The sequence below is a fragment of the Methanosarcina hadiensis genome, from assembly GCF_046529725.1.
Taxonomy (GTDB): Archaea; Halobacteriota; Methanosarcinia; order Methanosarcinales; family Methanosarcinaceae; genus Methanosarcina; species Methanosarcina hadiensis.
Genome location: NZ_CP136241.1, coordinates 3,290,635 through 3,303,496 on the forward strand (window position 1 = coordinate 3,290,635; position 12,862 = coordinate 3,303,496).

Here is a 12,862-nt window from a genome sequence, read left to right on the forward strand (position 1 = left end):
TTATATGATAGAAAATATAAGCATATGTATTAAATATTCAAAGTTAAGAAGAGATAAATGTTTGAAATGATATATTGCCCTGTAAATTTTAGAAATACTCCCTCAAAACTTGAAACCGGATTAGAGCGCGGGAAGTTATCAAATATTTCCGCAGACTCTGTTTCATGCCCCACTTGAACCCTGATTGTGCGCTGAGAAGCGCTTAATGTAAACACATGGAAAGGGGAAAGATTCTGATGAAAAATACTGACAAATACCCCGAACTTTTTTCAAGCATTCCGCAGAGCTCCCAGCTCTCTGCTGTATACGGTGACATCGAAGAACTGACAGAATTACTTGTTGCCTATTTTAAACAGGGTATTGAGCGGGGGGACTACTGTCTCTGGACAGTCACGAATGCTCTCGAAGTTGAAAAAGCAAAAAACGAACTTGAGAAGGCAGGCGTGGATGTCGAAAAGTGTCTAACCTCGTCTCAATTAGAGATAATTACAATGGGAGCACATTCTAAAGAAACCATGCTTCCAGAAACAGCTTTAAAAGAGCTTGTGGAAGAGAAGAGTAGAAAGAATTCTCATGAAAGCTTTCACGGTTTCAGAATAAACGTTAATATTACCAGAGCTGGAGGGATTCTCAAACCTGACCCTGAAAGATTAGAAGAAGGTCTTAAAGAAATTAACCCGGAAAGCAGAGGAAAACTTACATATCTATGTACTATTCCTCTCGAAGAATTATCCGGCAGTGGACTTCTTAAGCTGGTAGAAGAAAAAGGTGTTCTCGTTAAAAGAAAAGGCAAGTGGGAATATCTGATGCATACGTGCAATTCAGACGGGCAAAAAGAGCTTGAAACAACTCTTCTCAGAGCAAAAAAAGATGCTGAAGCTACAAACAGGGCAAAAAACAGCTTTATAATGAATATGAGCCACGAGCTCAGAACCCCGCTTAATTCGGTTATAGGCTTTTCAGATCTCCTGCTGGAAGGGGCTTTCGGCCCCATGAATACAAAACAATCAAAGTACGTCAATAATATCCTTATAAGCGGAAAAAACCTGCTTGAAATTATAAATAACTTGCTTGATATTTCGAGGCTTGAAGCCGGGGAGAAGACGCTCAAATATGAGGATGTAGATATTGCAAGCCTCATAGGAGAAGTGAGAATGAGCCTCCTTTCGCCTGCATCTGTCAAAAAGATTACTGTCGAATTGAAGATAGACCCCTCTATAGGAAATATTCAGGCTGATATTACAAAACTCAGGCAGATTCTGTATAACCTTGTCAGTAATGCTATAAAATTTACTCCGGCAAAAGGGAAGGTTATTATCAGCGCCTGTAAAAATGAAGGAATTCTCGAGGTTAAAGTTTCAGATAATGGAATAGGGATTTCGAAAGAAAGCCATGAAAAGATATTCATGCCTTTTACACAGGCAGATTCCTCTGCAGCCAGAGGATATGGTGGGGCTGGCCTTGGGTTGTTTATTGTAAAGAACTTTGTGGATCTTCATGGCGGGAAGGTATGGGTTGATTCAGAGATAGGAAAAGGAAGCACATTTACGTTTACCATTCCGACAAAACCTGAAAATGCTTCATCCACCGAGAACGAAAACAAAAAAAATCAATCGTCTCAAAAAGGAAAAAAATTGAAAAAAACTGACTCTCCAGCAGAACCTGAAAATTGAATATATTTACAATATTTCCATAAAAGCCTGTTTGCAAACTCCTGAATCCTGACATTAAAAAAATAATATCATGAGAAAGCCACAGGCTCTTCAGGGCTGCTCATCTGTTATTTCTCTTTTTCTTTTGATAGATCACTATACCGGCAGCAGCAAGGACCGCAAGCAGGATACCCGCTATAATCAACCCTGAGCTGCCCCCCTGATTTTCCTCAACCTGCTGTATACGAAGATTACTTACAAGGTTTTCGTGTTTGTTAATTCCATTACTATAACTTGCAGAGAGACTGAGGTTTAAAGGTTCTGAAGTTTTTCCTTTATTCTCCATAGATGAATCTGCTACAGCATCAAACTTTATTGTGAAAAGTTCGTCAGGGTCCATGGGTCCGATGAAATATTCAACAGGATAGAAGTTTACACCTTCAGCTTCAGGCCTTATGCTTACAGAGTTAAAACCGTTCGGGTGAGTATTTGCTACGTCAAACTCTACAGTAGCTTCGCCATTTACCAATTTCAGAGGCTTCGAAGGAATTACCTTTACATTCGAAGAGTCTACTTCAAGCGGAATATTCTTACGGCTATTGTAATCGAAAGAATTGCCTTCGATAGCGAGCTCAAGGTTATGCGTTCCCTCATTTGCTTCTTCAGAAACCATAACATTAAATGTCAGCTTGATACTATCCCCCGGGCTGAGAAGCCCCATTTCTCCATACGGAGGGTCAAGGACAATCACCCCATCAGTTAAAGGTCTCAAAACCGCAGCCTGGATTCTTGCATTGGTATCATAATCTTTTCCGCCGATTGTTACAGTAGGAGTTGTTGCGGTATTGTTCAGGATTACAGTAATAGTGCCCCTGTCTCCGGGCATAAAGACTTCAGGAGAAGAAACAATCTCTGAAAGCTCAACAGTGCCTTTACTGTCAAATGTCTCAGTACCTATCCTTATGTCAAAAGATTTCTCACTCCATGGGCTGTTACTATTGATCCTTGTACGGATATCGATAGACCGGACTCCTTTTTTAGCGTTCTTGTCCACGAAAAGATGAAATTCTTTGGATGCAAATTTGCCAGGAGCAAGGGCACCTACATTTTGCACTGCATTTTCCCTGGAGTCAATAGAAAAGGGATATTCAGGAACTATTTCGATGTCAACATTTTCTGCCCTGTCTCTACCTACATTTTCTACCTGCACTGTCAGGTCCAGATACTCCCCTATTTTTGCAGGGTAAGGGTTCGTTTCGACTATCGTAACTTTCAAGCTAGCACTTGCGGTTGACGCGGATGCAGGAGCCATGAAAATCGATGAAATTAAAAGTAGAAATACGATAGCAAGGGTAATTGTGGGTTTCTTTCCTTTCATTTTTCACTCATCCTGGTTAACAAGTATAGAGATTTATTTATTAGGGGTGGTTTTCGGATTATCAGATTTATGCTGAGTATGTCTTTATTATCCGACTTATTAATACTCAAAGAATTGAATTCTAAATATACTGAGGATTCGAAGTTGTTTTAACTTATTCCTTACTGCTCTGGACAATTCCATCTTTTACAAGCACTACCCTATCAGCATACTTCGCGATCTCGGGATCGTGGGTTATCATTACAATAGTTCTGCCTTCTTCATTAAGCCTGGTAAACATATTGAGAATTTCACATCCTGTCCTGGAGTCCAGGTTTCCTGTGGGCTCGTCGGCAAGGAGGATCGCCGGATCATTAATAAGAGCTCTGGCAATGGCTACTCTTTGCGACTGCCCACCGGAAAGTTCACCTGGCTTATGATGCATGCGATCCCCAAGCCCGACCAGATTAAGAAGTTCTTTTGCCCTTTTACGCGTATCCACACCTTCTCTTGCATTTGCATAGGTGGGAAGCTCAACGTTCTCAAGAGCGGTAAGCCTTGGAATGAGATTAAAGGTCTGGAAAACAAAACCAATCTCGAGCCCCCTTAGCCTGGCAACCTCTTTATCGGACAGTTCGTTGATATCAAGGCCTTTAATTATGATTTTCCCTTCTGTAGGTCTGTCAAGAAAACCTATGAGGTTCATAAGCGTGCTTTTTCCTGAACCAGAGGGGCCCATTATAGCAAGAAATTCTCCTTCATACACTGTCAGGTTAATATCGTTGAGAATAGGAACCTCCATGTCTCCCAGGATATAACTCTTTTTGACATTAATAACTTCTATTACAGGAGCTCCAGTTAGATTTTTTCCTTTGCTGCCAGATTGTCTGGAACGTGGCAACTCACATTTAAAGGATTCTGTATCTGAAGTTTCATCTGTACCTGTTTCCGGATTCGGGGCTTCGGAAGAGGAAACTTCATTATCAAGCATACTAGACTTCATGTCTACTCCGGCATTTTTAGATTTTGTGGATATTATTCTGCTGAATCAGTACATCATATCAACATTTTTTACTCTTAAGTGTTTGTTATCCTTTATTACTTATTGGAGCCAAAAGTGAGTAACTATTCAGCAAGTTTTCATTAAAATTATAGAGCTCAATAAAAACCTGCAATAGTAACCTCAATAATATTGTCCGTTCCAGAGCTCTGACGGTCTGCGGGGGAACGTAAGTAGTTCCATTTTTACTATGTCTCTTTTTATTATGTCTGTAATTGTGAGTTTATCTGGATTCCTTTTGTGATCAATAAAATTGTTTAAGAAAGGTAATGGAAATCATCTGACTTTATTAAGTAATTTATTAAAAAGACCGAATAGGCAAATAAAGAAAAGAATTAGAGATAATCAAAAACATAAAAAAATAAAGGTCGTTTTTTGAACTTTAAAACTCTTACTCGTATCTCAGGGCATCCACAGGATTCATACTTGCAGCCTTTCTTGCAGGATACAGGCCTGCACCTACACCCACAAGAACCGAGATTAGAATCCCGATTTCAATTAACACGAAAGGAAAAACCGGTGGAAGTTTGAGAGAAATTTCAAGGATATAAGCTCCAAAACTCCCTATTGCAGTACCTAATAATCCTCCAAGGGAACTAACCATTATGGATTCAAGCAAAAAGAGGAATTGAATATTGGAACTGCTATAACCTACAGACTTCATTATACCGATTTCCCTTGTGCGCTCGGTAACTGTTACGAGCATGATGTTCATTATTCCTATTGAGCCCACAAAAAGTGATATCAAGGCAAGGATGATCAGGAAAGTGCTTAAAATTTTTCCCAAAGCCCCGGTCTCTTCGAGGATATCCGCCTGGTCGAATACGGTATAAGGCTTTGAGTCTTCATCATCAATATCCCGCTCAGAAATTCCGAAGTTCCGGGCAAGTCTTTTATCTACATCCGTAGAAATATTACCGATGTTTTCAGAATTTTCTGCCATTGCAAAAAAGGCTCCATAGTCCTGTTCCCCGGTCATTTCATTCATGGTTGAGATAGGAATATAAACAATCATATCTGTACTGCCGTCTCCTCCAACAATGGTTTCTTTTGAGTCCTCCAGAATTCCTTTTACTTTAAATTTTCTTATCACAACAGAGCCATTTTCCTGCCTGAATGCAATATCAACACTGCTTCTATGTGAGATACTTCTGCCAAACTCCTCTTTTGCAAGGTCATACCCCAGCACAGCAGAGTAAATGTCTTTATCAGTCAGGAAAGTGCCCTCTTCCATTTTTATTCCCTGGATCTCCTGAAAATCTCCGTTTACGCCTACAATGCTCACGCTTTTAATATCCGAAAGATAACGAATTTCCCCTGATACTGTTTTTCTAGGAGAAACTCCTAAGATCCCGGGAGTATTTTTAATGATTTCAAGTTCACTATCGTAAAAGAGGTTGGGCTGATCGCTATATGCAATTATAAAATTTGAACCCACAGAGCTAACTTCATCAGTAAAAAACTGATTGAAGCTGGCTCCAAGGGATGCATTTATAATTACTGCTGAGACTCCTATTACGATTCCGAGTGTTGTCAGCGCAGATCGGAGCTTGGAGCTGCGTATACTTCCTGAAGCAATACGGGCTGCCTGTACAAATGGTATCATATTTTACCCCCACAAATATGACATTCAGGATATTTTCAATCACTCTTGTTTTTTCTTTCTATACAGGAGGACAGCTGCAGGGATAAAAACAACTGCAATAACACCCGCAATTGCAACTGTAGAGTTTGTTTCTGTAGGCAGGGAATCGGTTGCAAGTTTCAGGTTACTTACAATATTTTCATGTCTGTTAATCCCGTTATTATAGTTCGCAGTAATAGACATGTTCATTTCGTTTGAATCTTCATTGTCGGAACCTGAAGAGTAGTCCCTTACCGCATCAAACTTTATTGTAAAAAGTTCATCAGGGTCCATAGGGCCGATGAAATATTCTGCAGGATAAAATCTTATGCCTTCAGCTACAGGTCTTATACTGACAGAGTTTAGCTCATTTGGATGGGTATTTGCTACATCAAACTCTATGATAGCTGTCCCATCTACGAGCTCAAGCGGTTTTGAAGTAATTACCTTAATATTTGAGGAATCAACTTGAAGCGGAATATTCTTTCGACTGTTGTAGTCATAAGAGTTTCCTTCAATTTCAAGTTCAAGGTTGTGAACCCCCTCTTTAGCATCTTCTTCAACCTCGACGTTGAAAGTTAATTTAATGCTCTCTCCCGGACCCAGGAGTCCCATCTCATAATAAGGAGCATACTGAACATTAATTCCGTTAGAAAGAGGCCTCAAAATTGCAGCCTGAATTCTCGCATTGGTATCATAATCTTTGCCATCAATACTAACTGTAGACGAGGTTGCGGTATTTTTAAGAGTTATTGTAACAGTACCTTTATCTCCGGGCATAAAGACTTCAGGGGATGAGACAATCTCTGCAAGCTCGACAGTGCCTTTGCTGTCAAAAGTTTCAGTACCCACCCTTATATTAAAAGTTTCCGTGCTCCATGGACCATTACTACTGGTTCTCGTGCGAATATCTATGGAACGAGTTCCTTTCTGAGCATTTTTATCAACATACAGATAGAACTCTTTTGTAGCAGTTCTTCCAGGATTAAGAGCTCCTATGTTCTGCACGGAATTTTCCTTAGAGTCAATAGAAAAAGGATATTTAGGAACTATTTCAATATCAACATTGTCGGCTTTAGCCCCCCCTACATTTTCCACCTGTATGTTCAGGGTAAGATACTCTCCTATTTTTGCAGGATAAGGATTTGTTTCGACGATCGTCACCTTCAGATTTGCACTTCCGACGGCTGCAGAAGCCGGAAATACAAAAATTGAAGCAATTAGAAGTAAAGAAAGAGAAGTTGCAATAATACGCTTTTTAATTAACCCCATATATTCCCACCATATATACTCACTTTATTAATTATACTGAATTATTCCATCTTTTACCAGAACAACCCTGTCTGCATATTTTGCAATCTCAGGGTCATGTGTTACTATTACGACTGTCCGTCCCTCCTTATTCAGATCCATGAATATGCGGAGGATTTCAGAGCCTGTTTTTGAGTCCAGGTTTCCAGTCGGTTCGTCTGCAAGAAGAATTGAAGGATCATTTATGAGTGCCCTTGCAATTGAGACTCTCTGAGATTGACCCCCAGAAAGCTCCCCGGGCCTGTGATGCATACGGTCCTGCAACCCCATGAGACCGAGTAATTCCTTTGCACGCTTCTGTGGATCAATGCTTCTCGAATTTGCAAAAGTTGGGAGCAAAACATTCTCAAAAGCAGTCAGACGAGGAACCAGGTTGAAAGTCTGAAAAACAAAACCAATTTCTAGCCCCCGGAGGCGGGCAAGCTCTTGATCGGACATTCCACTCAGTTCTCTTCCTTTTATAAGAACCTGTCCTTCAGTAGGCCTATCAAGGCAACCTATAAGGTTCATAAGAGTACTTTTTCCGGAGCCTGACGGACCCACAATCGCAAGAAATTCTCCTTTCTCGATTCTCAGGGTAATATTTGAAAGTACGGGAACTTCCATATCCCCAAGCATATAACTTTTTCTGACATCAGTAACCTCAACAATAGGGAACCTATCGTCAGGTAAACTATTCTTATTAATGTTCATATCCCCCTCCCCAATTTTACTGAGACATGATCAGAAAGAAAATTACATTGATAATCTTAATTGTTTTTACTCCTTATGTAAGAAAGTCCATTTTAACCTATGCTCTAGAATTTTATTTACTAAGTAATCATTCGATCTCGCATGTTGCTGATTTATAAAGCCCAATACTGTATTCAGGACTCGAATTCTGAAAACGAGTACTCGATTTACTATTTTTATTTTTGGACTAACGGATTAGACCCAATATGTGCTTTCTAAATCACTATCAGCAAAGATGAATCTAATTCTGAACAGTGGAAAATAAAATTCTCACAATTAAGTATGTATGTATAATATTTGTTCTAAAGAAAGAAAATAGTTTCCAAAATATATTTTTTTGAACTCAGCTTTCTCTATATATATTCACTTTTAGAGATAAAATAAAAGAAACTGTATCCTCGAAGTAAATCAGCTTTAAAAAATTGACTTTGATTTATGGAAGTATAGTGTAGTATTTATTATAGTGTCAATAACCATAGCAAAACATTTGAATGTTTTTTCATTAAAAAATATATTAAAAGTTATAAAAGCTCATTCGTTCAAATCTTTAAGGACTATTAATTGTAAGGAGATGTAATTCTATTCAATTTATATAATCTGATAAATATAGCTAAGTATAGCCAAAGCCAGATAGAATTTCAAACTGTGTATCTCAAACAGAAAAGAAATTCTCTATAATAATTTTAGTGGGTAACTGGCAAAGCAGCTAAATTGGGAGGGGAGGTAAAGAAAACTTCAGGCAAACTTTTGAGAGAAGCGTACTTAAAAGAGTGTGCACTGGTACCGATGTGGAATGAATATAAATTTGGAGGGAACTAATATGTTTGACTTCGCAATTTTCCTGAACACATTCTTCAAGCTCGATTTTGCCTTTAACTTAGGCATGCTCTTCGGATTCTAAACGAATTCGCCTGCTTGTCTTAGTTATCGCTTACGATAAAATGTAGATTAGCAGGAATTAAAGAAAGAAAAGAGGTAATGAAAATGTTCTTCAGTCTTGTATATTCAAAAGTCATAAAATACTATGAAGCAACATTCTTGAGCTTCACTTACTGGATTTAACTGAGCTGCAAAAAGAAGCATCATGAATATTGGAGTACTTTGATGCTCCGGATCAATTGCAGACAGGAGTATAACGGGAAGAGACCGAATAGGGTAAGAATGGAGGGAACTGATATGTTCTTCAGTCTTGTATATTCAAAAGTCATAAAATACTATGAAGCAACATTCTTGAGCTTTACCTATTTCATCTAATTGAACTGTGAAAGAGCCATGAGAAGCTATCGGAAGAAATCAATGTTCTGGCTCGATTGCAGAAGGTGAGTGTATAACGGGGACGAACAAAATACAGAGAAGGATGGAGGGAACTGATATGTTCTTCAATCTTGTATACTCAAAAGTCATAAAATACTATGAAGCAACATTCTTGAGCTTTACTTACTGGATCTAATAACTACCAATGTTGATAAAGAATAATCTGCAAAGTTGCCTGAGAAACAGGCAACCTTATCTTTAGAAAAGAAATATGAGACTATTACCTTTTTTCATCCTTACTATTTTTTAAGAATCTGATTTTTAGATATCAAGCACTTTTTCTTAATGTTTTTCTCTAAACGTACAATAAACAGTCTTCATAAAATACAGAATCGCATTAGAACAATCATTAATCTGAAAAAAGAACAATAACTTCATACTTTATTATTTCCTTGATACGTCCCCTGAATCGGATCAGAAAATTAGGTGATAAAAAGAGAATAGAAAGCTGATATATATTGCAACAATAAATTTTCTGTAACTAAATCCTTAAAAACTACTATTTGTAAGGAGTAATTGTTCTTCACACTATATATAAATTCATAATATACCTGTATATTGATATTCTTTCCAGTACTAAAATTGGGATCTCCGGTTTTGAAAAGGAAATAATATCCAAATATGGCCTCTGATCAATGCAAAGCTGCTAGCTATTTAATTTAAAGAATCCAGATTACTTAAATTTTTTAGCTAGATCTTTTTGCATTGCTTAATAGTATCAAACGCATTAAGCACTAAAAAATGTCTCAGAGAACAATGAATAGATCTCTGGGAGTAAAATACAAAAGGGGCTGGTGAAAAGCTCGGATATGACATCAAAATTTGGCTAAGTATCAGTTTAAAAGCTTATCTCAAAAATCTAATCTATTGCTTTAGACCTTAGAGTTTAGAGAATCAATGAAGTTTCGGATAATAAAAAACAACCCTTAAAAACATAATAATTCAGAGTAGATTAGCTTTGGGATCAGCTCTAAAAGGAATATTTAAACAAAATATAACAACATTTCAGGAGTGGAGGGAACTAGAATGTTTTTGTACCTAAGTTACACAAAGATAATTTTCTACCTGGAGATAATACAGTTTAAAATGATACAATTAGGCGGCTATGGAGTTCTCAACAGATAATGTGATATGATTTTGCTAGCCACCTAGAGGGAATGAAATATCAGATCAGATAATGCCTGCTCAATATTTCTATGGGGGCCACAAATGATCTCTGGTATTTCTGGTAACGATATCCAGATGCGAGTCTAGAGAAAAACTGTCTGGAAGAATAATTAGATAATGTAAAACTTCAGCCGGAATAAATCCATTGCATAGAAAATTATCCTACTGAGTGTGGTTAATTTGAATCAGGCCTATTCCGGTTGAAGGCAGAATTTTAAGGGCTTTCGACAGGTTAATGGAAGATCTTAAAGTAGTAAAGCAGTTAAGGAAGTAAACTTTTAGACAAGATTATTAAAAACATTCTTTTTTTAATCCCTGTGTAATCTCTGTCGGTTAATAAAGTAAAAAATCCAGAATATCTTGTAAGAACATCCTGTATAATTATCCTTTTTACATATATTCTGCCATGAAACTGAAAACTAGTTGCTCTCTGGGGTCATTTAAAGTTAAAACTCAAGGAATGTTTTCCAAGCAGGATATATTATTACATATTTTTGCAGGCTTTCCCATTATTACTCCCATTATTATTATGTTGTCAAGGCCGGTGAACAATTCCTCATTTTAGCCGGATTAAAATTCCCCAATTTCCAATCCTTGAGAAAAGCTCGAGGATCCTAAATAATGTTGAAAATGGAGGAATGGCTATTGATACGAGATTTGTATTCACAAGGCTTTAGCATAAGTGAAATCTCCAGAAAAACAGGTTTTGACAGGAAAACTGTGAGGAAATATCTTCGGCTGAAAACCTTGCCTGAGCCCCAGAAACGTTCTGGAAGAAAGAGCAAGCTTGATCCTTTCAAACCTTACATTATTGAAAAACTCAAAGAAGGTCCCTATACTTCTTCTCGCCTCTATCGGGAAATCAAAGAAATGGGTTTTGATGGAGGAAAAACCATAGTCAAGGACTTCGTACAAAAAGTCCGACCTGAGCAGGGAATTCCTGCCGTGCTTCGTTATGAAACAAAACCAGGTGTGCAGGCTCAGGTTGACTGGGGAGAGTTAGGAACAGTTGAGGTTGATGGAAAGGTAAAGAAACTCTTTTGCTTCAACATGATTCTTGGATATTCCAGGATGAGATATGTTGAATTTACACTGAGCATAAATACTTCCACTCTTATTCAGTGTCATCTGAACGCTTTTGAGTACTTTGGAGGATTTACACAGGAAATTCTGTACGATAACATGAAACAGGTCGTTATCAAAAGAGCCTTAAAATCATCTGATTCTGAATGGAACTCACAGTTTGAGGATTTCTTCGAATGCTTTGGTTTCATTCCCAGGTTATGCAGGCCTTACAGACCTCAGACAAAAGGAAAGATTGAAAATACGGTAGGGTATGTCAAGAGGGACTTCTTCCTTGGAAGACAATTTACCTCTCTCGAAGATCTGAACGGCCAAGTTCACAGGTGGTTGGAAAGGGTAAACTCAACTGTCCATGGAACAACCTATCAAATCCCTCTTGAACGCTTTAAGGAGGAGAACCTGACCCAGAGGGCTCAGGTTCCTCCTTACAAAGTTGTCCATAAGGAGACCAGAAAGGTCTCCAGAGATTGTTATATTTCTTTCCTTGGAAATAAGTATTCTGTTCCTTACAGGTTTGCAGGAAGAACTGCAGAACTTCGGATTTTTGAAGGAAAATTAGAGGTCTATGTTGATTATGAGAAGGTATGTGAACATGAAATTCTTCCCGGAAACTGCAGAGTTTCTAGAAAAAAGGAACATTTCCAGGGTCTTCTGAGTGAGATTCTTAAAGAAAATTCAAAATGCAAGAAAGACTTACAGATTCCGTTGAAATTCTCAGGTCCTGAAGTTGAAAAAAGGTCTCTTGTTGTTTATGAAACATTTAGTGAAGGTGGTTTTGAATGAACAACTTCAGTTATGAGAGACTTCATAGTAACCTGCAATTCCTCAAACTGAATACTATTGAAGAGCTCCTTGACAACTGCCTTGAAATTGCTGCAAGGGACAGCAAGACAACAATGGAAGTCCTTGATTATCTGTTTGAACGGGAAAAGAAACACAAGGAAGCTGCTGCAATTGAGAGAAGGATGAAAAGTGCAGGTTTTCCTGTGAAAAAGACGCTTGAAGAATTCGATTTTGAGTTTCAGAAATCCATTGATAAAAAAGTAATGGAAGACCTTGCAACCTTGAGATTTGTTCATAATTCAGAGAATGTTGTTTTGCTTGGTCCTCCTGGCGTTGGAAAGTCTCATCTTGCAATTGCTCTTGGGATTGAAGCAGTAAAAGCAGGGATTTCGGTTTACTTTACCAATACAGGAAACCTTATCGAGAAGTTGAAAACAGCAAATCGAGAAGGAATGCTTGAAAAGAAATTCAGGGACTTGATGAAATATAAAGTGCTGATAATTGACGAAATAGGGTATCTCCCATTTGACGAAGAAGGAGCTCACTGTCTATTTCAGCTAATCTCAAGACGTTATGAAAAGAGTTCAACGATCTTGACATCAAATAAGTCGTATGGAGAATGGGGGGAGATATTTAAAGACCATGTAATAGCGGCTGCTGTACTTGATAGACTACTACATCATTGTACGACAATTAATATCAAAGGGGAAAGCTACAGACTGAAAGAAAGGAAGAAACAGGGAATAAAAACAGGAAATATTTTTCAGTAATTTCTAAGG

8 protein-coding genes are annotated in these 12,862 nt (G+C 38.0%); 3 read left to right on the top strand and 5 right to left on the bottom strand.

The window, feature by feature from the left end:
- The first annotated feature begins 236 nt into the window (after window positions 1-236).
- On the top strand, window positions 237-1,673 hold the full coding sequence (locus RSJ42_RS14160; RefSeq protein WP_410507912.1) for an ATP-binding protein: 1,437 nt from the start codon (window positions 237-239) through the stop codon (window positions 1,671-1,673).
- A gap of 100 nt (window positions 1,674-1,773) precedes the next feature.
- On the opposite strand, the gene RSJ42_RS14165 is transcribed toward RSJ42_RS14160, so the two are convergent.
- The 5 genes from RSJ42_RS14165 to RSJ42_RS14185 all read right to left on the bottom strand — a co-directional run bounded on the left by RSJ42_RS14165 (window position 1,774) and on the right by RSJ42_RS14185 (window position 7,697).
- Window positions 1,774-3,030 carry a COG1361 S-layer family protein gene (locus RSJ42_RS14165; protein WP_410507913.1) on the bottom strand — a complete coding sequence of 419 codons (1,257 nt, stop codon included), beginning with the start codon at window positions 3,028-3,030 and terminating at the stop codon, window positions 1,774-1,776.
- A gap of 154 nt (window positions 3,031-3,184) precedes the next feature.
- Window positions 3,185-4,012 carry an ABC transporter ATP-binding protein gene (locus RSJ42_RS14170; protein ID WP_410507914.1) on the bottom strand — a complete coding sequence of 276 codons (828 nt, stop codon included), beginning with the start codon at window positions 4,010-4,012 and terminating at the stop codon, window positions 3,185-3,187.
- A 448-nt stretch (window positions 4,013-4,460) separates the two neighbouring features.
- Window positions 4,461-5,675: an ABC transporter permease gene (locus RSJ42_RS14175; protein ID WP_410507915.1), complete on the bottom strand. Its 1,215-nt coding sequence runs from the start codon at window positions 5,673-5,675 to the stop codon at window positions 4,461-4,463.
- Between the two features lie 39 nt (window positions 5,676-5,714).
- Window positions 5,715-6,965 (bottom strand): COG1361 S-layer family protein, encoded by a 1,251-nt coding sequence (locus RSJ42_RS14180; protein ID WP_410507916.1) that lies wholly within the window; start codon window positions 6,963-6,965, stop codon window positions 5,715-5,717.
- A 27-nt stretch (window positions 6,966-6,992) separates the two neighbouring features.
- Complete coding sequence (locus RSJ42_RS14185) at window positions 6,993-7,697, bottom strand: ABC transporter ATP-binding protein (protein ID WP_410507917.1); 705 nt, start codon at window positions 7,695-7,697, stop codon at window positions 6,993-6,995.
- A gap of 3,141 nt (window positions 7,698-10,838) precedes the next feature.
- On the opposite strand from RSJ42_RS14185, the gene istA reads away from it, so the two are divergent.
- Together istA and istB are read left to right on the top strand one after the other, a co-directional pair.
- On the top strand, window positions 10,839-12,083 hold the full coding sequence (gene istA, locus RSJ42_RS14190) for an IS21 family transposase (RefSeq protein ID WP_410507918.1): 1,245 nt from the start codon (window positions 10,839-10,841) through the stop codon (window positions 12,081-12,083).
- Complete coding sequence (gene istB / locus RSJ42_RS14195; protein WP_410507919.1) at window positions 12,080-12,853, top strand: IS21-like element helper ATPase IstB; 774 nt, start codon at window positions 12,080-12,082, stop codon at window positions 12,851-12,853. The genes istA and istB overlap by 4 nt, the downstream gene beginning before the upstream one ends.
- Window positions 12,854-12,862: the final 9 nt, after the last annotated feature.

Excerpts from the sequence above, each read along its gene's own strand:
- RSJ42_RS14160 (WP_410507912.1), top strand. The coding sequence starts at position 237 with ATGAAAAATACTGACAAATACCCCGAACTTTTTTCAAGCATTCCGCAG.
- RSJ42_RS14180 (WP_410507916.1), bottom strand. The coding sequence starts at position 6,965 with ATGGGGTTAATTAAAAAGCGTATTATTGCAACTTCTCTTTCTTTACTT.
- istA (WP_410507918.1), top strand. The coding sequence starts at position 10,839 with ATGTTGAAAATGGAGGAATGGCTATTGATACGAGATTTGTATTCACAA.
- RSJ42_RS14185 (WP_410507917.1), bottom strand. The coding sequence starts at position 7,697 with ATGAACATTAATAAGAATAGTTTACCTGACGATAGGTTCCCTATTGTT.
- RSJ42_RS14170 (WP_410507914.1), bottom strand. The coding sequence starts at position 4,012 with ATGAAGTCTAGTATGCTTGATAATGAAGTTTCCTCTTCCGAAGCCCCG.
- istB (WP_410507919.1), top strand. The coding sequence starts at position 12,080 with ATGAACAACTTCAGTTATGAGAGACTTCATAGTAACCTGCAATTCCTC.
- RSJ42_RS14165 (WP_410507913.1), bottom strand. The coding sequence starts at position 3,030 with ATGAAAGGAAAGAAACCCACAATTACCCTTGCTATCGTATTTCTACTT.
- RSJ42_RS14175 (WP_410507915.1), bottom strand. The coding sequence starts at position 5,675 with ATGATACCATTTGTACAGGCAGCCCGTATTGCTTCAGGAAGTATACGC.